Below are 22,876 nucleotides of genomic sequence, written 5' to 3'. Positions count from 1 at the left end.
GACTCACTATCTACCTATTATTTACACTCAAGAGCTACTCGTGCGTAAAAAACCCTTTCATGCCTTTCCGTATCTATTGCTATTGCCCGCAATACTGATGATGCTCGCCGTCAATTTGACGCCTATCTTGCAGGGATTGTATATGTCCCTGTTAAAACTGAATCAATACACCTTGAATCAATTTCTCGACGCCCCCTTCATAGGCCTGGATAACTATCGCCGCATTCTGTTTGAAGGACATAGTCCGATTCGCGCTGGCCTGGGTTTTGCGTTGCGCAATACACTCTTGTACACGCTGGTAGTGTCGATCGCCGCAATCGTGATAGGACTAGCCGTGGCGGTGCTACTCAACCGCGATTTTCCCGCTAAAGGAGTGGCGCGCACCTTGCTGTTATTGCCCTGGATCGTACCGTCTTACGTGGTCGGCAGCTTATGGGGTTTTATGTGGCAGCGCGATGTCGGTATCGTCAATGTGGTGTTAGTCGATTATTTGCATTTATTAGACGAAAAACCATTTTGGCTATTGGGTGCGAATAGTTTTTGGGCCATAGTCATCCCTACCGTATGGCGTGCCTGGCCTGTCATGATGCTGCTATTTTTAGCTGCTTTACAAGCCGTACCGGAAGATCAGTACGAGGCCGCAACGCTTGATGGTGTCAGCAAATGGGGGCAGTTTTGGCACATCACCTTACCGATACTAAAACCGGTGATCGTGATTCAATTCATGTTCCAGTTTATCGACAATGTGTATTCCTACAATATCGTTTCCATGATGTTTGGTGGCGGCTATCCCGGCGAATGGGCCGACCTCTTAATGCCTTTACTAACCCGCCAATCCTTTAGTTATTGGATGTTTGGTCAGGGTGCGGCAGTCTCTTTCATCATGATGACGCTGATGCTGATCTTTGTCGCTGTGTGGATGCGCAGTTTTAAACGGAGTCTGGCCAACGATGAATAAGCGTAAACAAAATTTGTTATTAAATGCCCTCACCTGGGCGGTGGTGTTGCTCAGCCTGCTGCCGATTTTCTGGATGGTGCTGTCCTCTTTGCGCAGTTTTGGCGAAATCACCGAAGGTGCACAACTAAGTTCAGAACAAGCCCTGCATTGGGAGAATTATCGCGACATGTGGCTCAACGTCGATTTTCTGAATTATTTCCTAAACAGTCTGATCGTGTGTGGCTGGACCACTTTGTTTGCCACCATGTTCGCCACCTTTGCCGCCTATGCACTGGCTCGTTTTCGTTTTCGGGGTTCGGATACCGCCAGCATTGCCATTACCGTGACCCAGGTGATACCGGGCATGCTGTTTTTCTTGCCGCTGTATATGTTGTATAAAAATATGGGCGAATCCTGGGGTATTCCCATGCTCAATACTTATCACGGCCAGATATTTTTATATGTTTCCTTGTTTACACCGGCCAGTATCTGGATCATGCGTGGGTTTTTTATGTCCATCCCGCGCGAACTGGAAGACGCAGCCATCATCGATGGTTGCTCACGCTTCGGTGCCTTCGTCAGGATAGTGCTGCCTATCAGCGCCCCTGGCATCATTGCTACCGCCACCTTCATTTTTTTGCTGGCATGGGATGAATTATTTTTTGCCTGGATGCTGACTAGCTCGGCGGAGGTGCAAACCATACCGGTGGGTATCCGTCTGTTTAATGGCCAATTTCAACATCGCTATGACCTCATGATGGCGGCCGCAACGGTTTCTACCTTACCCGTGCTTTTGGCTTTTTTCGCCTGTCAGCGTTTCTTTATCAAAGGGTTGGCGGCCGGTGCAGTCAAGGGTTAGTCCCCGCCACGTCTAAAAATTCACCTATTTTTGTTTGGGAAAATGATGGCTTCAGTCACACTTAAAAACATCAGCAAAAGCTACAACAGCGATGTGCAAGTTATCCAGTCGGTTGATTTAGCGATCGCCGATGGAGAATTTGTGGTCTTTGTCGGCCCCTCAGGTTGCGGCAAATCGACACTATTACGCATGATCGCCGGGCTAGAAGATATCTCTGGCGGTGATATACATATAGGCGAAGTCCTGGCCAATGAGGTACATGCCTCAGAACGCGGAATTGCCATGGTGTTTCAATCGTATGCCCTGTATCCGCATATGAGCGTAGAAAAAAATATGGGCTTTGCCTTAAAAATGGCGGGCATACCTAAGGCAGAAGTGGCGCATAAGGTGAAGCAGGCCGCCGAGATTTTGCAAATGACACATCTGCTGGAGCGTAAACCGAAAGAACTCTCCGGTGGCCAGCGCCAGCGGGTTGCCATAGGCCGCGCCATCGTGCGCGAGCCAAAAGTATTCTTGTTCGACGAGCCACTCTCGAATCTGGACGCTTCTTTGCGCCAGAATATGCGCATAGAACTCTCTAAACTGCATAAAAAACTTGGCACCACCATGATCTACGTGACCCATGATCAGGTCGAGGCGATGACCTTGGCTGATCGTATCGTCTTGTTTAATGCTGGCGTGGTACAACAAGTCGGTAGCCCTTTGGCGCTGTACGACCATCCAGCCAATCTATTTGTCGCCGGTTTTCTGGGTGCCCCAAAAATGAATTTTTTGGACGCGAGTCTAGTCACCGCCAGTGATACGGTGGCGCATCTAAGTCTGGACAACGGCAGTACCGTGATGGCCTTGGTTAATGCCAGTCATGCCGCCGTTGGATCGCAAGTAAAATTAGGAATTCGCCCAGAATACCTGAGACTAGCGGCCGCCGGTGAAAGCGCTGCCATCAAGGCCAACGTCAGCCTGATAGAGCATTTAGGCGATCAAATTTTGGTTTATCTGGAAGTGGCTGGCATCCAAGAAACTCTGTGCATGAAACTATCCGATCGCAATACCACTTTAGCTTATGGCGTTAGCGTAGGCATACATCTAGCGCCCGAACATTGTCTGGTATTTGATCATGCCGGCAACGCTTATCCACGTCTGATACAAAGCACATGAAAATTCTCCACAATCATCTAGGCTATCAAAGTCTAGCGAAAAAAAAGGCCCTGCTGCTTTGCAGTGAAAAAGATCTCAATACACTGTCAGCAATGCAGTTTTCTGTGATCGATGCGGATCTTAGACAGATCGTGTTTCAGGGGCCGTTAACAGCGCTGGGTGCGGTTGCGCAATGGCGTGATTGGCTATTTTTTGAAGCAGACTTTAGCGCCTTACAGCAAAGCGGTAAATTTTCCCTCCTGGTTGACGGAATCAGCCCGCCCCTGATGTCGCAACCATTTGCTATTGCTGAGGCGATTTATGATGGCCAACATATTTCGGATCTGGTGCATTATTTAAAATCACAACGTTGCGGTGGCATGTTCGAGGCGGCCGATTATGCGCGTCCAAAGCTCGGCAGCGCACAACGTGTGGACGTGCACGGTGGTTGGTATGATGCTTCCGGCGACGCCTCTAAATATTTGTCGCATCTGTCCTATGCCAACTTCATGAATCCACAACAAACCCCGCAAGTGGTGTGGAATCTCTTGGATGGCTATGCCCGTATGCCCAGGCAATCAGTCTGGTTAGAAGACCGCATGCTGGATGAAGCACTGCATGGAGCTGATTTTTTGATGCGCATGTTAGACCCCGCTGGCTATTTTTACATGACCGTATTTGATCGCTGGAGCAAAGACGTAGAACAGCGCGACATTTGCAGTTACACCACGCAGCAAGGGCATAAGTTTGACAGCTATCAATCCGGCTATCGTCAAGGTGCCGGCAGCGCGATCGCCGCATTGGCACGTGCCAGCCAGTTACAGCGTGATGGCAGCTATACGCGCGGCGCCTATCTGACTGCAGCCGAACGCGCCTTTGCCCATCTTGAAGTGCATAACACTAGCTATTTGGATGACGGCACAGAAAACATCATTGACGATTATTGCGCGCTGCTGGCAGCCTGTGAATTATTCGCCGCCACCGCAAAATCGGTATACGCCTCGGCAGCCGAGCGGCGTGCGCAGAATTTGCTGAGTCGTCAGAGTGAGGCTGGCTGGTTTTGGGCGAATGATGAAAAAACCCGTAGTTATTTCCATGCGGCCGAAGCTGGTTTACCTTACCTCGCCTTAATGCGCTGGATGGAAGTCGCGCCAGAGTCGGCCATGTTCACGGCCTGCATACACGGCTTGCAAATTGGCCTGCGCCACGAAATTGCGATTAGCCTGCATGCAAGCTCCAACCCCTTCCGTTATCCACGCCAGCATGTGGCGATGCCGGGTCAGGAAGGGCGCAATCAATTCTTTATTCCGCATCAAAATGAAAGCGGCTATTGGTGGCAAGGCGAAAACGCCAGACTGGGCTCGCTGGCATCAGCGTCGAAATTGGCTAGCAAACATCTGGTCGCAGATAAGCAACTGTGCGCAGAACTGGAAGAATATGCCAGCTCTTGTTTGGATTGGATTTTTGGTTTTAACCCTTTCGATGCCTGCATGATGCAAGGTCTCGGGCATAATAATCCTCAGTATGCCAAGGGCTTTTGGAACGCTCCTGGTGGCGTTTGCAATGGCATCACCTCTGGTCAAGACAATGAGGAAGATATCGATTTCCGTATGCCTGAGCAGAGCGAACCTATGCATTCATGGCGTTGGAGTGAGCAATGGATACCGCATGGTGCCTGGTTATTTCACGCACTGGCGCAGCAATTACCGAGTGAGGAGCCGTGATGAATCAGGTAATTGCCTTTGATATCGGCGGCACAAATAGCCGGATCGCCTTATTTGAAGACGGAAAAATAGCCTGGCGTGACGAGGCGCCAACTCCAGCCCAGCTAGGGCCGAATGCGATGTTAGAAACTATGCTGGGTTTGTATGCGCCCATCAGCACGATAGAGGCACCGATAGGCATAGCCTTTGCTGCGCTCATCGTGGGTGAGTGCATACACACCGAGAATGAAAATATTTTGCGTGGATGTAAAAATTTCCCTCTGGCTAGCGCCTTATCAGAAAAAACCACGCATACAGTGTCCCTGATCAACGACGCCCGTGCCGCAGCCTGGGGTGAATATGTTTTTGGCGCAGGGCGCGGCTGCCAACAGTTTCTTTTTGTGACAGTCTCGACCGCAGTTGGTGCTGGCCTAGTGTTAAATGGGCGCCTGCATTTGGCAAGCAATGGCTATGAGGCCGAACTAGGCGAAACCCTCACGGAGAACGGTCAGATGCTGGAAGATCTGGCCTCAGGCAGCGCCTTAGCTAAACTGGCCCTAAAAAATGGCTATGCGAATGCGCAATTATTATGCGATGCTGCCGATGCTGGCGATAGCAAGGCCGAGGCTTTGTATCGTAGCGGCATCCGGGAATTAGCAAAAAAAATAGCCGATTTGGTGGTCATGCTAGGCATACAAAAAGTAGCCGTAGGCGGTGGCCTTGGTTTGCGTGTCGGTTATCTGCAACGCTTAGAAGACGAGATAAAAAAATTCCCGCCCATCTATCAGTGTCAACTAGTCGCAGCTAGCTTGGGGCATGATGCTGGACTATACGGAGCGGCGGCTTACGCTAGCAAGCGCTGACATCGTTTTGGTGCTAGCTAAAATCGACAAGGGAATGTGGCTCATGCCTAAGGCAACAGACTATTTTTTGCGCAATCGCTGGCCGTGGTTAAGCGCCTCGATACTGTTGACCGGATTGCTGTTTGTCTCAACCACCTTGGGCTGGTACTGGTACACCGAACAACGCGCCGCTGCCGCCCGCCAATTATCTCTCGACCTGTTATGGCTGGAACAAAGCATCGCTGAGTCGCTGCAAGGAAATAAAAATATTCTGGCAAACTGGGCCAATGACTTACCGGCGAGCGCCGCTAGCAAGCCAGCATCTACAGCCAAGGCTTTAGAGGAATTTTCTTCGCGTATCGCCGGCATGATGAAAGAAAATCCAGCGCTGCTGTCTATCGACTATCTGGATAAAGACGGCGCCCGTCTAGCTGGTTTCCCCGCTTATACCGAGCGCCCGGAGCGGCTGCCCCCCTTGAGTGACCCCTTGATAGGCAACGCGATACGGCATAGCCGCGATTTGGACCTGAGCGTGTATAGCCAGGTAATCGAACAATATGCGCCACTCTGGGTACTGGTGGTGCCCGTGAAAAACGAGGACGAGCGCACTGGCAGTTTATTGGCAACTTACGATCTGGATCAATTGCTTTCGCAAAAGGTGCCTTGGTGGTTTGTGCAGCGCTACGATCTTAGCCTATTGGATCGCGACAATAAGCAATTATCACCACGTGATGGTAGCCAAGACGGCGGCAACAGCGATACGTATACCGATATTTACAAACTCGCTTTCGGCCCAATGAATAGCGGCCTGTCTTTACGCGCCAGCCCGCATCATCGCGGCCAATCGAAAACGCTGCTGGCCTGGCTGGCAGTGGCGGTAGTATTGCTGGGACTACTGGTGATTTTTTTACTCAGGATTTTACAGCGCTGGTTAAGAGAAAGACAGGCGGTACAACATGCATTAGCCAAGGAGCTTCGATTTCGTGAAGCGATGGAGCATTCCTTAGCCACCGGCCTGCTGGCATTTGATGCCAAGGCTAGCATCATTTACGCCAATCCGGCACTGTGCAAACTGCTGGGATTAGCGCAGCAAAGCTTGTTAGGCTGTAGCGCGCCTTACCCGTTTTGGCCGAGTCTGCAAACAGATAGTGGCGTGCAATGTGAACAGGCGCATCTTGCCATGCTAAATGGCGACAACCCAGCGAATGGGCGCAATCTTCATTTTCTGCACGCCAACGGCAGCTTGCTTTCAGTCAGACTGTTTGCCTCGCCCCTGGTGGATGGCGACGGTCATCCTAGCGGCTGGATGGCATCCCTGTATGACATCACGGCCGAACAGTTGGCCGCGAATATGGCGCGCGAACGAGATGAATTATTACAGCGCAGTTCACGCCTGGCCAGCCTGGCCGAGTTCGCTTCAGGCATAGCACATGAACTAAATCAGCCGCTGGCAGCAATCGCCAATTACTCGGCTGCCGCCGATTGTTTTCTCGATAGCGAGCCGCCCGCCAAGCATAAAGTGCAGGAAGCGGTGCGCCGCATTGGCGAAGAATCGCGCCGCGCCGGGCAAATCGTACATAGCATGCGCAGCTTCATACAAAGACGCAGCAACAGCCATACCCGCCATAATCTATGCGACTTGCTGAGCGAACCTATGGCCTTGCTCGAGCCTCTGTTACAAAGAAACCAGAGTAAAATTTCTATACAACTCAGTGAGACCAGCATCTTGATCGAGTGTGATGCCGTAATGCTAGAACAAGTGCTGTTTAATCTACTGCGCAATGCGATAGAAGCCGTAGCGGTACAAGCCTTAGCCACACTGCCCCCAGCGCAACCTGCGCAGCCAATCTTGCTGCGTATCGAGCGCGAACTAGGCAATGTGATCGTGAGTGTCATCGATCATGGCCCCGGTATAGCCGACGCGGACAAATTGTTTCAAGCCTTCTACACCACCAAGACTGAGGGTATGGGTTTGGGCCTGGCGATTTGCCGCACTGTGATAGAGAGCCACGGTGGGCGCTTGTGGGCGGAACCTACTCCAGGTGGCGGTGCCAGTTTTAAGTTCAGGCTAGCTATCAGTACGGCTGATTTTGATGAAAAATGTGAGCAAGAAAATTAAAAGCATCAAATTGTCATTAAAATTGGGCTAAATTCTAGCCTGTTCTAAACTAAGGCTGTCGCGCTAAAGCGCTAAATTGCTATCAACCATAAGCTTGCAAGACTATGAATTCAGCTTCTATCATCACCACGCCACACATCGCCATCATTGATGATGACATGAGTGTGCGTAGCTCCACCGCCATGCTCTTGGAGACACGCGCATGGCGTTTTAGCGAATTTGAACGAGCCAGCGATTTTCTAGAACTCGCCTGTCCGGCAGAGTTTAATTGCTTACTAGTCGATATCCGCATTCCCGGCATGAGTGGCCTAGAATTATTTGAAGAGCTGAACCGACGCAATCGCACCCAGCCCGAATATTTGCCACCCGTGTTATTTCTCAGCGGCCATGGCGATATCCCGCTAGTGGTACGCGCCTTAAAGCAAGGAGCCGCCGATTTTTTAGAAAAACCGGTGGACCATCGCACTTTACTCGACGCCATCGCCAAGGCCATCGCTACGGATCAACTGGCACGCGCCAGCTATCAGGCGCAAGCCGGATTAAGTACACAGATCGCCGAGCTGACAGTGCGCGAGCGCGAGGTCTTAAGTGAAATCGTGCAAGGTTATCTCAGCAAACAAATCGCCGCGCATTTAAATATCAGCACCAAAACGGTAGAAACCCACCGACTGCATATCTGCCAAAAATTTAAGGTACACACCAGCATGGAACTAGTCGCCAAATTACGCGACATCCCGCCCAGCCTGTGGCAGTCAATTTGAGTATCCTATGCAAACATAAGCGAAAATGGCATAGGCCCACTGCGCATATTCCATGCGGCCTACAGGCAAGATAGGCTGGGAAGCCGCATAGAATATGCGCCTCAGGCTAGGTGCCCGATTTTCCCTAAGGCCAGCTTGTTGTATAGTGGCAAACACCACACAATTAAATGACGTAATTATCATGTTAAAAATTCTCGGTAAATCATCCTCTATCAATGTGCGCAAAGTTCTGTGGACTTGTGCTGAGATCGGCATTCCTTATCAGCTTGAACAATGGGGATCCGGCGCGCAAGCGACCGATACGGCATATTTTCTAGGGCTTAATCCAAATGGCATGGTTCCGGTAATACAGGACGAGGGCGCGACTCTATGGGAATCCAATACCATTTGCCGCTATCTGGCGAGCAAACATCAGCGCACCGATTTGCTGCCTACCAAGCCAATTGACAGAGCGCAAGTGGAGAAGTGGATGGATTGGCAGGCCACTGAGCTGAATAACTCGTGGCGCTATGCCTTCATGGCGTTAGTGCGGCTTAGCCCTACGCACGCAGACCCAGTGGCCTTAAGCGCTGGTATCGCGCAATGGACGCATCATATGAGATTACTCGATGCGCAGTTGGCCAGCACTGCTGCCTATGTCAATGGTGCTGAGTTTACACTGGCCGATATCGTACTGGGCTTATCGGTACACCGTTGGATGGCAGCGCCACTAGAGCACCCGGTCTTGCCCGCCGTGCAGGCCTACTATGAACTGCTGAGCCAGCGTGAGGCTTATCTGCTGCATGGTAGAAATGGTCTAGCTTAGCAAGCTTAGCGAACTTAGACTGGCACTCACTAGACTGCGTTTTGAATGAGGCTTAATCTAATCAGGTCGAACATAAATTCACCGCGCATTTTTCAGAATTTCGCCTTCTAAGCTGGCAGCTCCGCTGCTTACTAACTCGTTGGCCAGTTGCTCAATAAGTAGTTCGATAGGTATCGCTAGCTGCGCTGCCGCGGCTGCCATTAATCGACTGGCGCGTAGTTGCTGCTGTATCTCTTGCAAGGAAAATTGCTGTCGATCCAGTAGTAAAAAAGCGATCAAAACCTTCAGGGCATTGCGCGCATTTCTGCAGCTATCGGCCGATAAATAAGCGAGCCTGCTGTGTGCCCGGTCTAGAGCTGCGGTGACATCAGTGAAGGGCGCACCGTGCCCGGGTATGACTAGGCGTAGATCTAATTCTGAAATCAATTGCAATACCGCTGCCTGCTCGGCAAAACCAGATTCGCCTTCCAGCTCAGGAAAAATCACACCGAAGCCATGCTCCCACAAGGCATCTGCAGAAATCAAGATCCCCTCAAATTCACAATACAACATCATAGAGTGCGGGTCATGCCCAGGCGCAGCCAGTACCTGCCAGTCTAAATTTGCCAGCCTGAAGGTATCGCCGGGTGAGATGCAGCCATCCTGACGGAAGCGCTCACAGCGCTGCCCGGTGGCCGCAAAACTGAGCAATTGCTGATCCCACTCTTTAACGGCCGCTAGCTCAGCGATCGGGACTAGGGTGCGACATGCATAAACGCTTTGCAGCAAAGCATTGCCGCCGCAGTGGTCCGAATGCAGATGGGTGTTAATCAGGGTCGATAGTTCTCGTCCCTTTAGCGCGGCTTGCAGCAGCGCCAAGGTTTGTTCCGCATGAGTCTGATAACCGCTATCGACCAGTGTCGCGCTAGCCTCGTCGATCAACAGGATGTTGTTGGACGACAGCCAGCCACGTTCAAACACATGCATGCCAGCTGGTAGGCTGATCGACGGACTATTGCTCATGGCTGTTTAAGCGCTGACAAACATGCGCTGCTTGATCTCTCGCCATACTGCACGCTTACTGTCGGCGCTGGCGGTGCTCCAGGCGGTAAGTTCAGGAATCGAGCGAAAACAACCAGAGCACCACTTGCGCTCTTCGTCCATTTTGCAAATTCCTATGCAGGGCGATGGTACTTCGCTAGCACTCATCGCTAGCGGGCTATCGGGATCGTATTCGTACAAGATACTCATGCTAAAACTTTCACGTCTTGCTGTGGTTCAAAATTTTGTGCAATATCGGCCAGTGTTGCACCTGTCATAGCCAGCAATTGATCTGGACTTAGCTGAAAAACTGCATGTGGATGTCCTGCCGCCGCCCACAAGCTGGCGTATTGCATGAGATCTCTATCGATCAGCATCACGGTTTTTTCTACATGCCCGATAGGACAAACACCACCAATGGCATAACCTATCTTTTGCTTTACAAATTTGGCATCCGCCTTAGCCAGTGGCCCAACGATGGCAGCTACTTTTTGTTCATCGACGCGATTAATCCCGCTCGCCATCACCATCACGGCAGCATTGTCGGACAGACGGCGAAACACAATAGCTTTGGCGATTTCGGCAACGCGACAACCCAAGCCTGCGGCTGCCTCCGCCGAGGTCTTGCCAGTTTCCGGCAATAGGACGATAGGGTGAGGATGCTGCATGGAGTGCAACAAGTCAGCGACACGCTGGGCACTCTCGGGAAGAAGTTGATGATTAGTCATAATAGGCATGGGAAATGATCGCCATTTATAACACAGCGGCTTATCCCTTGCTGAGAGGGGGCATAGCTCAGGGATTAAGCGGCCAGTGCAACTTTACCGCCCCAGCTTTCTAATAAGGCTCTATGCTGAGCCGGAACATCAAAATATTTCATTCCTGAACGGTATTCGTCGCCACTCAATAAGGCATACAAGCAAGTTGCCTTACACACGACCTGGGTGCGTAGTGAGGCATCTCTTTGATCAGGAACTTCCATCATCATTTGATAAGTCTGACCATCTTTCAATAAGCGTGGAGACTGTAGTTGTATCCCGCCGCCAGAAAAATTGATTACTTTTGCCGCAACAATATTGCCTTCCGAAACCAAAATTGCTGCGCGCCATGAGACATTTGAACGGGGTTTAGAACGGTAATCACTCATAGACAAAATACAATCGCAAAATTATTTATAGAAACCATGCGATTGTATCAATTTTTCCTTGTTTCAACTTAACTAGATCAACTTTTTGTGCGTGCCAACCACTCCAGCACACCAGAACCCGCTAGTTTTCCCGTAGCGAAACAGGCGTTGAGCAGATAACCACCGGTAGGCGCTTCCCAATCCATCATTTCTCCCGCCACAAATACACCAGGTACAGCCTTGAGCATGAGGTTTTGATCCAAACTGGTAAAACGTACACCGCCGGCAGTACTGATCGCTTCGGCAATCGGGCGAGTGGCGTGCACTGTGATCGGTAAGGCCTTAATCATCGCTGCCAGCGTGTTGGGATCGGGCATTTGTTGCTTCGTCAAACACTCGTGTAGCAATGCGGCCTTAACGCCAGAAATACCTACGCGGCTTTGCAAATGGCTAGACAGTGAACGCGATCCGCGTGGATGACTCACTTCCGCCAAGATGCGTTCGGCATCACGTCCAGGCGCCAGATCGAGTGTAAAAGTGGCGCTGCCATGTAGATTAATCGTTTCGCGCAAGCGTCGTGAAAAAGCGTATATCAAACTACCTTCCACGCCATGGGCGCTGAGCACCATCTCGCCTTGACGTGTCTCGCTCAGTCCCTCTGGATCGGTGAAACTTAGCGCCACCGATTTGATGTGAGCACCAGAAAATTTGTCTTTCAAATGTGCACTCCAAGTGGCCTCGAAGCCGCAATTTGCACTCTGCAAAGTCGCGATATCAAGCGTTTTTTCCTGTAGGTATGTTACCCAGGCCGCATCCGATCCTAATTGTGGCCAACTGGCACCGCCCAAGGCCAGCACTGTGGCTTGCGGATAAAGCGTAATTTCACCCTCGCGGTTAGCCAGGCGTAATCCGCCATCTTCGCTCCATCCCAACCAGCGATGACGAACATGCAAGCGCACGCCGTCGCTGCGCAGTCTATGCAGCCAGGCACGCAACAAAGGCGCAGCCTTCATCTCGGTAGGAAAAACACGACCCGAACTACCGACAAAGGTATCGATGCCCAAGCCATGCACCCAAGCGCGCAGCGCCGTTGGTGGTAATTGTTCTAGCGCCGCCTGCAATTGAGCCTGCGCCTGAGGTGGGCCATACCGAGTACAAAATGTGTCAAACGCTTCGCTATGGGTAATATTCATACCGCCGACCCCAGCCTGTAAAAATTTCCGTCCCAAGGAAGGCATGGCATCGTAAACATCGACCTGCACACCCGCACTACTGAGTACCTCGGCGGCCATTAGCCCAGCGGGGCCGCCACCAATGATAGCAACTTGCGGTGTGAAAGAGTCTGACATAGAAAGGAAATTTAATTTATGAAGGCGCTCATTTTAAGCCCTATGCTTGGTTTCTACCTAAGCAAGGCAGACTATCAACATGCTGAAATTTTTACTGCGCTACGCGCTTGCTCACTTATTTCAGATGGATTTCAAAGCAAACACCTGTCAGTCCTGATTCCACAAAAATCTCACCCCCGTGAGCCAGAATAATTGAACGTGTGATCGATAAGCCCAGGCCGGCGCCTTCACCATTACTGTGGCGCGAAGGATCGGCACGGTAAAAACGATCAAAAATATGGCTGATGTGCTCAGCAGGAATAGCTTCTCCCTGGTTGCGAATTCGAATAATGGTCTGTTGCTCTTTCTGATCGATAGAAAATTGTATATCGCCAGCAATGGGGGAATGGCGGATCGCATTCGATAAAAGATTAGCCAGAGCCCTGCGCAACATCAGTTTGTCGCCATGATAGTGACCCGTCCCCACCAATGAGAGCCGCAATTGTCGTTCCTCCGCCAGAGCATCGAAAAAATCGAATAATTTTTCTATCTCTTTGGCCAGATCAACCGCTTCTCGATTCAGCACGATCAAGCCATTTTCGGCCTGTGCCAAGAACAACATATCAGCGATCATGCGCGCCAGACGCTCATATTCTTCTACATTTGAAGCCAATACTTCACGGTATTCTTCCTCGCTGCGGGTACGCGACAACGCGACCTGGGTTTGCGTCATCAAATTGCTGATAGGGGTACGTAACTCATGCGCCAAATCGGTAGAGAAATCTTTTAACCGTTGAAACGAGTCCTCTAAGCGCGCCAGCATATTGTTCAGGCTTTCTGCCAAGTCCGCCAGTTCTACGGGTATCGCCTCCAAGCCTAGCCGGTAATTGAGACTATCCGCAGTCACCCCGGCAGCCCCCTGACGGATTGCCTGTAGTGGAGCCAAACCATGTTTTACTATCGCCCAGCCAAGTATACTCACCACTAAGGCGGCGATACCGACAGCCAGCCAAAGCGTCTTTCTGAAGGAAGCCATGAAATGTTCATGGTGGCTAATATCCACGGCGAGCGCGACCAGCAAGGGAGTGCTACCTGCGATGCCGGAAGGCAGCAAGGCCGAAATGCCGCGCATAGGAATACGCTCAGAGGAAACTGTTTGCTGCCAAGTTACCGGCATGGGATGTTTTTTGACTAGTCGTCTATCCAATAAACTCGCGGGAAATTGCGCATCATGGCTAGCAAAGAGAGTACTGCCGTCCGGCTGCAAAATCACCACCGACAAGCCATGGTGACCAACCAGGGAATCGTTGAGCAGGCCCGCCAAGTTATCCAGACCTGAGCTATCCTGGGTTTTATCCAGTAGATGCGCGACCAAGTCTAATTTTCCGCTCATCAACTCCATATCTTGCTCTATAAAATGCTCTTCCTCTGAGGCTCCAACCAATACACCTAGCATCAGTAACACGGTGGTAGAGAGGCAAGCGAAGAGTATAGTCAGGCGTAGAGTAAGGGAAATTTTGCGAAATTTTTGTACGTTTTTAATCATTATTTGGTGAGCGTCTGGATACTTGGTGGCTTAATAAATAAACGTATAGGACTTACTTAGGTTTCCGTGATGACCAATGCAGATGCACGATGCGCCACTGCTCATCAATTTTTTGCAAGACGGTGGTTTCTGTGCCTAGAATGGTGACATTCTTGCCTTTTATTTTGACCTTGGTTTCAGTCTCCTCCAAGATAAAGCTGAAATTCCCATCTTTTCTCTCAGTGTGTTGCCTAACCTTGCGGCTTGAGGCTTTGGCGAAGGCTATATCTTCAGGCAAATGATGTGCTGCATACTCAGCGCGAGATCGTTCTACATAACCTGACTCATAGATAGTGATCTCTGGTGATAATAATTCGTTTACTTTGGCAAGATCACCGCTAGGCATTGCGCGATAAAATTCGCTGACTACTTCGCTAGCTTCATTGGCGCTAGCGAGGCCGCTGAAGAGCCAAAAAACTAAGCATAAATAAGGCTTATACATCTTTTTTCACCCTCAATAAAAAATTTCTAGACTAAGCGAATGCCGTTTTTACACTAGCCTTAGTCCAGCTCATTCATCGTTTTCGTCGAAAACATAACCCATGCCTCTGACGGTACGTATCAATTTGCGTTCGAAGTCGTCATCGACTTTTGCGCGTAAGCGGCGCACCGCTACTTCTATGACATTGCTATCGCTATCAAAATTCATGTCCCAAATCTGCGAAGCAATCAAGGAGCGTGGCAAAACTTCGCCCCGTCGTCGCAAGAGTAATTCAAGCAAGGCGAATTCTTTGGCGGTGAGGTCTATGCGTTTTCCAGCCCGAGTGACACGGCGTTTGAGCAAATCTAACTCCAGATCGGCCACGCGTATTTGCTCCAGTTCCAGAGTACGGTTGCCACGCCGCAAGACGGTTTTTACTCGTGCCAATAGTTCTGAAAAAGCAAAGGGTTTCACCAGATAATCGTCGGCTCCTAGTTCCAGGCCCTTTACCCTATCCTCAACCTGATCGCGCGCAGTCAGGAATAGAACTGGCGTTTCGCAAGCGGCTGCGCGCATCCCCGCCAACACCTGCCAGCCATTTAATTTAGGCAGCATGACATCTAAAATCGCCAAAGCATAGTCGCCACTCTTAGCTAAATGGAGGCCGTCCACCCCATCGCGCGCTAAATCGACAACAAAGCCGGCCTCAAGTAGTCCTTGTTTCAGGTATTCGCCGGTTTTAAGCTCATCTTCAACCACCAGAATTTTCATAGATTTTCCAAAAAATCGATGGGCTCGATTATGCGCCCGACACGAGCAAGCTAGCACAAGATTACAAGAATGTAATCTTGGTGTCATCTTGTCGTTTGTACGCCCTCTTCATAATGAGCAGCATCGTCGCCCAATCAAGTTTGTCATGAAACCACTCAGTCTTTTACTATTTTTTTATAAGCACAAACCCAGTCTGGCAAGTATTTCGCTCAGCCTAGGTCTCAGCTTCTCCGCCATGAATGTGTATGCGGCGACAGTCGCGCCGGATCTGCGTGGCGCCAGCGAGCTGGCATGGAAACTACATCCTGAAGCGGCTGCATTGGACGCCCGCGATACACAAGCGCGGGCCGCACAAGAACTTGCCGACAATTGGACACCGGAGCCAGCTGCGATCAGCGTCAGTAGTCGTAACGACCGACTGAACAGCAATCTAGGTCAGCAAGAATATGAAGTTGAATTGGCCACGCCCTTATGGTTGCCGGGGCAAAGAGCCGCCCGCAGCGCGGAAGCGAGTGCCAGGATCGATGAAGCCAAGAATAAACGTGCGGCATTGCGCTGGGAAGTTGCTGGCAATGTACGTGAAGTCTGGTGGACTTTGGCAACAGCGCGCAATCTGCATCAACTTGCCACGCGTCGCCTGGAGACTGCCAGCGCACTCGATATCGACATACAAAGACGCTATCAACTTGGTGATGTTTCGCGCATAGACAGTAATTTGGCGCGCACAGAAGTGCATGTGGCACAGGCTGAGCTGATAGAAACAGAAATGACTTTATCGCAGAGCGAACAAGCATTCACGCTACTGACCGGTGCCACCGCACCAGTCATTATGAGTCAAGAGCAACTGACAAACTTATCGAATCAGCGTAGTTTAGCCGACACACCTTTGTCGCACCCCTTGCTGGCCAGAGCGGCCAGCGCTGTCAGCAGCGCGTTGGCGCGTGCCAAAGTGGCAGAGCAAGCGCAGCGAGCAGCCCCTGAGTTGGCCCTAAGAATGCAACGCGAACGCGCTGGCGCCGAGCAGCCTTACGCCAATAGTGTAGGAATACGCTTAAAAATCCCATTTTCATCCGGTGCGCAAACGCGCGAACTGAGTGCTGCCGCCCGTGCTGAAAGCCTACAAGCGGAAGCCGAAATGTGGCAAGTCAAAACCAAAGTACAACTCGATCTTGAGCAACTGTACAGGCTTGAGCGTTCACAACAGCGCCAACTTGAGATTGCACAACAAAGCCATGAACTGTCGATAGACAATTTAAAGCTGGCAGAAAAGGCTTTTAAACTCGGCGAAACCGACTTGAGCAGCTTATTACGTCTACGCAGCACTGCCTTTGGTGCTGAAGCTTTACTTGAGCGTCAGCGCCTGGCAAATGCCGCGCTCATATCACGCCTGAATCAGGCATTAGGAGTTTTACCTTGAGACATTTTTTTGCGATTTATTTGATGAGCGTGTCGCTGTCGGTGTATGCGCACGGCGGTGAAGATCATAGCATTGCCGCGCCCGCATTAAGCCTTAGTGTGGCGCCCAAGGCAGTTGCTGCCACCGAAGAATTTGAAATAGTAGCGGTCCTCAACGCAAAAAAACTGTCTATCTACCTGGACAATTTCAGTAGCAATGAACCGGTACTCAAGGCAAAAGTAGAAATCGAAGGTGCTGGGCTTAAAGCGTATGCGAAAGAAGCCAGCCCAGGCGTGTATGTGGTGGATATGCCTATGCCGGCACCCGGTAAGTATCCACTCACGATGACGCTAGAGTCTGGCGAGATCAGCGACTTGGTATCGCTCAGTCTGGAGATTGCAGCGCCAGCCAAGAGTGTCGGCCACGATAGCGACTGGCAAACCAACGCGGCGTGGCTCAGCAGCGCTTTACTGCCATTGGCGGGCTTAGGCATTTTTGTCGCTCGTCGCCGTAAAAAAATTCAGGAAATATAAACATGCCAAAGATTCGACTCACATCACTGCTAGCCTTCATTGCTGTCATCAGCATGTCGCTGGCAACAGAAAAACTCTACGCACACGGAGACGATGATCATAGTAAAGATCAGAAAAAAACTGAGACTAAGGCGACTACTGCGGCCGCGAACGGTGTAAGTGCCAGCTTTACCGCCCCACAAAGACTGACCGACGGCAGTCTATTTATCCCGAAAGCTTTGCAACACCAACTAGGTCTACGCACGCAAGTAGTCAGCCTCGCGACACTAGCAGCCAGCATAGAACTCAATGGCAAGGTGATCGCCGATCCGGATAGCGGTGGGCGGGTGCAGGCGACGTTTTCTGGCAGCATAATGCCGACCGCAAAAGGAATGCCGGTCTTAGGAAGAAAAGTCGTCAAAGGTGAGCTACTTGCGTATCTGCAGCCTGTGGGCAGCGCGATCGAGCGCGGCAATCAACAAGCCCAACAAGCTGAGTTGGAAGCGCAACTGAGCATAGCCAATCGCAAACTATTGCGCTATGAACAGCTAGAAGGTGCAGTGCCGCAAAAAGAAATCGAAGCGGCTCGCATAGAACGCGATGCTTACAAAAAGCGCCGCGACTTTATCGCCGCCAGTATCAACGGCAAAGTAGAGTTGTTGGCGCCCGCCAGCGGTGTCATCAGTGCCAGCAATGTAGTGGCAGGCCAAATCGTCGATGCCAGGGAAATACTATTTGAAATCGTCGATACCAAACGGCTGGCGGTGGAGGCGCTCGCCTACGACATGCGGATTGCGCAAAGCTTGATCTCGGCCACTGGGCTGGCGGAATCAACCGCTTTAAACTTGAAATTTATCGGTAGCGGCGCCCAGCTAAAGGAACAAGCCCTAGCCTTGTTGTTTCGCATCAGCGATACCAATGCCATGGTGGCGGTTGGTCAGCCAGTCAAAGTCATCGTGGCAACCTCCCAAGCTGTCAAAGGTATAGCCCTGCCACGTGCGGCGCTGATGAAAAATGCTTCAGGCGAAAGCATAGTCTGGGTGCATAGTGAGGCCGAGCGCTTTGTCGCGCGGCGGGTACGCCAACAATCGCTGGATGCCAGCCGCATCACGGTTATCGATGGTGTACACGAAGGAGATCGCGTCGTGATCGCCGCTGCCAGTCTGCTATCCGAGGTGCGTTGAAATGTTTGATTTCATTATTTATAGCAGTCTCAGGCAACGCCTATTGGTCTTGGGCATTGCGCTTTTCCTGATCATCTATGGCGTATTTACAGTACGCCAAATGCCTGTGGACGTGTTTCCTGATCTGAATAAACCGACCGTGACACTGATGACAGAAACCGGTGGCATGGCGCCGGAAGAAGTCGAGCAATTGGTCACGTTTCCGATAGAGGCGAGCATGAACGGTATGCCGGGTGTCAGCCGCGTGCGCTCGGTATCCGGGGTTGGATTGTCCATCGTCTACGTAGAATTTGAATGGAATTCGGATATCTATCGCAACCGCCAGCAAATCTCCGAACGTCTCAATTTGCTACGCGAAGCACTGCCACCGGGTATCGTGCCACAGCTAGGTCCGATTTCTTCCATCATGGGCGAGATACTGTTGATCGCCTTGCCCGCTGATCCAGACAAAGTCAGTCCTATGGCGGTTCGTGAATATGCCGACTGGGTGGTACGACCAAGACTGTTGAACATCCCTGGCGTGGCACAAGTGATCGCGATCGGCGGCGAGGTGCGCCAGTATCGGGTCGAACTGCGCCCAGAACAATTGCAAAGGCTTGGGGTAGAACGGGAGAAACTGGACGCGGCATTACGTGATTTTGGCGCCAACACCAGTGGTGGTTTCCTAGAGGCTCAGGGACGTGAATATCTGATACGTCAGATAGGTCGCAGTTCACGCATAGAAGATTTACAAAATCTGGTGGTGACGGTGAAAAACGGCCAGCCTATACTCTTAAAGCAGCTGGCAAACATACGGATCGCCGCCGCCATCAAGCGTGGTGACGCCAGTTATAACGGCAAGCCTGCAGTCGTTTTGTCAGTGCAAAAACAACCTACAGGCGACAGCATCAAAATTACGCGTGAGGTCGAAAAAGCCATCGCCGAGTTGGATAAGGGACGCCCAAAGGACATGGAGAAACCAGCCTTTCTATTTAAACAGGCCGATTTCATTGAGCATTCAGTCAATAACGTGGCCGAGGCCTTGCGTGACGGCGGCATCTTGGTCGCGGTGATCTTATTTTTGTTCTTGCTCAATGTACGCACCACCCTCATTTCCCTGATGGCGATACCTTTATCATTGCTGGCTACCGCCTTGGTCTTTCGTTATTTTGGCTTATCCATCAATACCATGACACTGGGAGGATTGGCGATTGCCATTGGTGAACTGGTGGATGATGCCGTGGTTGGCGTAGAAAACGTCTTGCGTAGACTAACGCTGAATCGTCAGCTTGAACAACCTCGTCCGGTGCTTGAAGTGATCGCCAAAGCCACGCTGGAAGTGCGCTCGGCCATATTGTACGCCACCGTCATCATCGTGTTGGTGTTTGTGCCACTGTTTGTCTTGCCCGGTATTGAGGGCCGCTTGTTCACACCGCTGGGCTTGGCTTACATAGTCTCTATCCTGGCCAGTATGATCGTTTCGGTGACGGTGACGCCAGTGATGGCATATTACCTGCTGCCGCAGATGAAGCAATTACACAGCGGCGATAGCCCGCTGGTGGTGTGGCTGAAACGTTGGGACAGCCGCTTGCTGCAGTGGTCATTTCCGCACGCACGGCGCTTATTTACCGCTGCGGTACTGCTGGTGGTGCTGGTTGGCGCCAGCGTGCCTTTCTTTCCTCGTGCATTTTTACCGCCTTTCAATGAGGGCACGCTGACGATAGGTATCTTACTTAATCCTGGCACCTCGCTAACGGAATCTAATCGTATCGGCACGCTGGCGGAACAATTGGTGGCGCAAGTACCCGAGGTGATTCATCTAGGTCGGCGCACAGGACGTGCCGAACTCGATGAACATGCCGAAGGTGTACATTCGACCGAAATGGATGTGGACCTGAGAGCCTCACAGCGTAGCCGTGAAGAAATCATCAGCGACATCCGTCAACGCCTGGCAAGCTTACCGGCGGTATCCAATGTGGGGCAACCCATCTCGCATAGACTCGACCATTTGCTATCCGGCGTCCGAGCACAGATTGCCCTCAAAGTTTATGGCGACGATCTTGATACCCTGCGCGGTCTGGCGACTGATTTGCGCGACCGTCTGGCAAAAATACCCGGTGTGACCGACCTGCAAATTGAGAAGCAGGTATTGATACCGCAAGTAAAAATTCGCCTGGACTATGAACAGGCTGCGCTATATGGCGTTGCGCCCGGAAATCTGCTGCGCAGTTTAGAGCAAATGATAGAGGGCGAGCGCATCACCCAGATCATCGAAGGCAATCGACGCTTTGATCTGCTGCTACGCTTACCTGAACAAGCGCGCAGTGCGCAAGCCTTGGCCGATTTACTGATAGAAACTCCGAACGGCTACGTGCCGCTTTCCAAGGTGGCAAAAATTGAGGAAGGCGAGGGGCCAAATCAAGTCAGTCGTGAGAATTCGCGTCGCCGTATCGTGTTATCAGCCAATACTGACGGACGCGATATGTCGAAAGTGATCACCGATATCCGTGCCGAATTGGCCGCCAAGCCTTTGCCGCAAGGCTATTTCAGCGCGCTGGAAGGACAATTTCAAGCACAGGAACAATCTGCTCGTTTGATCGCCTTGCTGACACTGATTTCCTTAGTCATGATTTTTATGGTCTTGTACAGCCGTTATCGCTCCATGGCACTGAGCTTCATCATCATGGGCAATATTCCGCTGGCACTGGTCGGTAGCGTCATCGCGCTGTGGATCTCGGGGCAAGCACTATCGGTTGCCGCACTGGTAGGTTTTATCACCTTGACCGGTATTGCAACCCGTAACGGCATACTCAAGATCAGCCATTACATCAATCTATGTGCCTTCGAAGGCGAGACATTCGGACAAAAAATGATAGTGCGTGGCTCATTGGAGCGCTTGACGCCAGTGTTAATGACCGCCCTGGTTGCCGCGTTTGCCTTGCTGCCGCTACTGATGGCGGCCGATGCTCCGGGTAAAGAAGTACTGCATCCGGTAGCCGTCGTGATTTTTGGCGGCTTGATCAGCTCTACCTTGTTAGATACTTTAATCACACCATTGATGTTCTGGCTCTGGGGTGAAAAACCTCTGCGACAATTATTAGCCAGCCGTAGTAACGAGAGTTTTTAATTTTGTATATATTTCACAAATCGACACGAATAATTAAAATTTTATTAAAAGGATAGGACATGACTTCATTTACAAAATCAATGCTCAAATTAATTCGCAATTCTGCTATCGCGATGACGCTGGCAACTGGCGTTTCCCCCGCACTAGCGCACGACGATGCTTATCTCGATACACTTAAATCTGAAAATGGCGGCCAGCTCAGGATGGCCGGAATTTATCACTTTGAATTGGTTATGGTCAAAGATAGTAAAAACACGAAAGACAATCAACTTATGGTTTACGTGACCGATCATGCAGGCACAAAAATTCCTAGCGCAGGGGCGAGCGCGACTGCCACTATCTTGAATGGCAAAGTCAAAACCACGGCCACCCTGGTCGCCGATGGCGACAATCGATTGAAAGGGATGGCAAAATATGCGTCTGACGCCAATATCAAAGTAGTGCTAGCAGTCAGCATGCCAGGCAAGAGTGTAGAGCAGGCGCGCTTTACCCCATTTGCTGCGGCTAAGGACGAACACAAACATTGAGCGCTTGTTTTTCTTGTTTAAATGTAGACGTGAAAATTTTTGATACTTAGAGATGAGTAGAAGATTGCATTCGCTATTTCCTACTCTAAAATGAAGTAAGGATCCCGAATTGTAGAGCGCATCATGAACGCTTTCCGGCTTCAATTTTTTACTTGTTTTCTCTTACTGCTCAGCTGCACTGGATGCAGTTCGCTGTTGCCGCACTCCACACAAACCAGTGAACTTCCCTGGAGTAGCTACCAACAAGCACAACAAGTCTTTGACAGCATTACCCCAGAAAAAACGACTTTGGACGAATTGCATCGTTTAGGAATACATCCGGAACACACCCCAAATGTATCTTTGCTCAATCACACCGATGTCATGCGCAGATTGGCGATCACCGCCAATCTAGATTTACAGTTCTTACCGCCACAAGTGCAAAAATGCATAGCCTCGCATCACAGTTGCCATGCCTATGAGATCGAGCAAAAGCATCTCGATCATCAGAGACATGGCAATTTCTGGATGGATTTTTTAAACTTCCGGCGTCAGACCAATACGCTAGGCTGGCAATTTGATGCTTTGATCATTATGCAAGATGACTTGGTGGTCTACAAACTATGGAGTGGAAAACCAAATATCCTGCTGCAAGAAGAAGAGCGTAGCCCTTTAGGCCCCTTACAAGGTATAGGAACGACACAATGGCGGCGGTAATGCTGTAGCTTGAAAAAAAAGCGCACCATGTGAACGGTGCG

General features: G+C 50.9%; 22 protein-coding genes. 14 read left to right on the top strand and 8 right to left on the bottom strand.

Annotation, left to right across the window (positions count from 1 at the left end):
- Window positions 1-40: 40 nt before the first annotated feature.
- From EJN92_RS11070 to EJN92_RS11035, 8 genes are all read left to right on the top strand, one after another.
- The gene (locus EJN92_RS11070) at window positions 41-958 is read left to right on the top strand and encodes a carbohydrate ABC transporter permease (protein WP_227869514.1); all 918 of its coding nucleotides are present in this window, start codon (window positions 41-43) and stop codon (window positions 956-958) included.
- Window positions 951-1,796, top strand: a complete 846-nt coding sequence (locus EJN92_RS11065; RefSeq protein ID WP_126127878.1) for a carbohydrate ABC transporter permease — start codon at window positions 951-953, stop codon at window positions 1,794-1,796. The genes EJN92_RS11070 and EJN92_RS11065 overlap by 8 nt, the downstream gene beginning before the upstream one ends.
- Window positions 1,797-1,841: 45 nt before the next feature.
- A complete protein-coding gene (locus EJN92_RS11060; RefSeq protein WP_126129883.1) occupies window positions 1,842-2,954 on the top strand; it encodes an ABC transporter ATP-binding protein in 1,113 nt (370 codons plus the stop codon).
- Window positions 2,951-4,657 (top strand): glycoside hydrolase family 9 protein, encoded by a 1,707-nt coding sequence (locus EJN92_RS11055; protein WP_126127877.1) that lies wholly within the window; start codon window positions 2,951-2,953, stop codon window positions 4,655-4,657. The genes EJN92_RS11060 and EJN92_RS11055 overlap by 4 nt, the downstream gene beginning before the upstream one ends.
- Complete coding sequence (locus tag EJN92_RS11050; protein WP_126127876.1) at window positions 4,657-5,499, top strand: ROK family protein; 843 nt, start codon at window positions 4,657-4,659, stop codon at window positions 5,497-5,499. The genes EJN92_RS11055 and EJN92_RS11050 overlap by 1 nt, the downstream gene beginning before the upstream one ends.
- Before the next feature lie 43 nt (window positions 5,500-5,542).
- Complete coding sequence (locus EJN92_RS11045) at window positions 5,543-7,597, top strand: sensor histidine kinase (protein ID WP_170174895.1); 2,055 nt, start codon at window positions 5,543-5,545, stop codon at window positions 7,595-7,597.
- Between the two features lie 104 nt (window positions 7,598-7,701).
- Complete coding sequence (locus EJN92_RS11040) at window positions 7,702-8,358, top strand: response regulator transcription factor (RefSeq protein ID WP_126127874.1); 657 nt, start codon at window positions 7,702-7,704, stop codon at window positions 8,356-8,358.
- Between the two features lie 181 nt (window positions 8,359-8,539).
- Window positions 8,540-9,163, top strand: a complete 624-nt coding sequence (locus EJN92_RS11035; RefSeq protein ID WP_126127873.1) for a glutathione S-transferase family protein — start codon at window positions 8,540-8,542, stop codon at window positions 9,161-9,163.
- Window positions 9,164-9,241: 78 nt separating this feature from the next.
- On the opposite strand, the gene EJN92_RS11030 is transcribed toward EJN92_RS11035, so the two are convergent.
- The 8 genes from EJN92_RS11030 to EJN92_RS10995 all read right to left on the bottom strand — a co-directional run bounded on the left by EJN92_RS11030 (window position 9,242) and on the right by EJN92_RS10995 (window position 15,414).
- Window positions 9,242-10,165, bottom strand: a complete 924-nt coding sequence (locus EJN92_RS11030; RefSeq protein ID WP_126127872.1) for an MBL fold metallo-hydrolase — start codon at window positions 10,163-10,165, stop codon at window positions 9,242-9,244.
- A 6-nt stretch (window positions 10,166-10,171) separates the two neighbouring features.
- Window positions 10,172-10,393 carry a DUF1289 domain-containing protein gene (locus tag EJN92_RS11025; protein ID WP_194074930.1) on the bottom strand — a complete coding sequence of 74 codons (222 nt, stop codon included), beginning with the start codon at window positions 10,391-10,393 and terminating at the stop codon, window positions 10,172-10,174.
- The gene (locus tag EJN92_RS11020) at window positions 10,390-10,911 is read right to left on the bottom strand and encodes a YbaK/EbsC family protein (RefSeq protein WP_126127871.1); all 522 of its coding nucleotides are present in this window, start codon (window positions 10,909-10,911) and stop codon (window positions 10,390-10,392) included. Before EJN92_RS11020 ends, EJN92_RS11025 begins: the two co-directional genes overlap by 4 nt.
- Before the next feature lie 74 nt (window positions 10,912-10,985).
- Window positions 10,986-11,330, bottom strand: coding sequence for a PilZ domain-containing protein (locus tag EJN92_RS11015; protein WP_126127870.1), 345 nt, complete (start codon window positions 11,328-11,330; stop codon window positions 10,986-10,988).
- Between the two features lie 77 nt (window positions 11,331-11,407).
- A complete protein-coding gene (locus tag EJN92_RS11010) occupies window positions 11,408-12,658 on the bottom strand; it encodes a TIGR03862 family flavoprotein (protein ID WP_126127869.1) in 1,251 nt (416 codons plus the stop codon).
- A gap of 115 nt (window positions 12,659-12,773) precedes the next feature.
- A complete protein-coding gene (locus EJN92_RS11005) occupies window positions 12,774-14,183 on the bottom strand; it encodes a heavy metal sensor histidine kinase (RefSeq protein ID WP_126127868.1) in 1,410 nt (469 codons plus the stop codon).
- A 52-nt stretch (window positions 14,184-14,235) separates the two neighbouring features.
- Window positions 14,236-14,664 (bottom strand): YybH family protein, encoded by a 429-nt coding sequence (locus EJN92_RS11000; protein WP_126127867.1) that lies wholly within the window; start codon window positions 14,662-14,664, stop codon window positions 14,236-14,238.
- 69 nt (window positions 14,665-14,733) lie between these two features.
- Window positions 14,734-15,414, bottom strand: coding sequence for a heavy metal response regulator transcription factor (locus tag EJN92_RS10995; protein ID WP_126127866.1), 681 nt, complete (start codon window positions 15,412-15,414; stop codon window positions 14,734-14,736).
- Window positions 15,415-15,559: 145 nt separating this feature from the next.
- Here EJN92_RS10995 and EJN92_RS10990 point away from each other — a divergent pair, with 145 nt between their 5' ends.
- From EJN92_RS10990 to EJN92_RS10965, 6 genes are all read left to right on the top strand, one after another.
- Entirely contained in the window at window positions 15,560-16,831 is a 1,272-nt protein-coding gene (locus EJN92_RS10990; RefSeq protein WP_126127865.1) for a TolC family protein, read from the top strand.
- Window positions 16,828-17,343, top strand: coding sequence for a hypothetical protein (locus tag EJN92_RS10985; RefSeq protein ID WP_126127864.1), 516 nt, complete (start codon window positions 16,828-16,830; stop codon window positions 17,341-17,343). The genes EJN92_RS10990 and EJN92_RS10985 overlap by 4 nt, the downstream gene beginning before the upstream one ends.
- A 2-nt stretch (window positions 17,344-17,345) precedes the next feature.
- Window positions 17,346-18,506 (top strand): efflux RND transporter periplasmic adaptor subunit, encoded by a 1,161-nt coding sequence (locus tag EJN92_RS10980; RefSeq protein WP_126127863.1) that lies wholly within the window; start codon window positions 17,346-17,348, stop codon window positions 18,504-18,506.
- Window position 18,507: 1 nt separating this feature from the next.
- On the top strand, window positions 18,508-21,612 hold the full coding sequence (locus EJN92_RS10975) for an efflux RND transporter permease subunit (protein ID WP_126127862.1): 3,105 nt from the start codon (window positions 18,508-18,510) through the stop codon (window positions 21,610-21,612).
- 59 nt (window positions 21,613-21,671) lie between these two features.
- Window positions 21,672-22,139, top strand: a complete 468-nt coding sequence (locus tag EJN92_RS10970; RefSeq protein WP_227869513.1) for a hypothetical protein — start codon at window positions 21,672-21,674, stop codon at window positions 22,137-22,139.
- A 195-nt stretch (window positions 22,140-22,334) separates the two neighbouring features.
- The gene (locus EJN92_RS10965) at window positions 22,335-22,835 is read left to right on the top strand and encodes a hypothetical protein (RefSeq protein ID WP_126127861.1); all 501 of its coding nucleotides are present in this window, start codon (window positions 22,335-22,337) and stop codon (window positions 22,833-22,835) included.
- The last annotated feature ends 41 nt before the right edge of the window (window positions 22,836-22,876 follow it).

It is taken from the genome of Undibacterium parvum (assembly GCF_003955735.1).
GTDB classification, from domain to species: domain Bacteria; phylum Pseudomonadota; class Gammaproteobacteria; order Burkholderiales; family Burkholderiaceae_D; genus Undibacterium; species Undibacterium parvum.
This window is presented reverse-complemented; position numbering and strand designations above follow the sequence as displayed.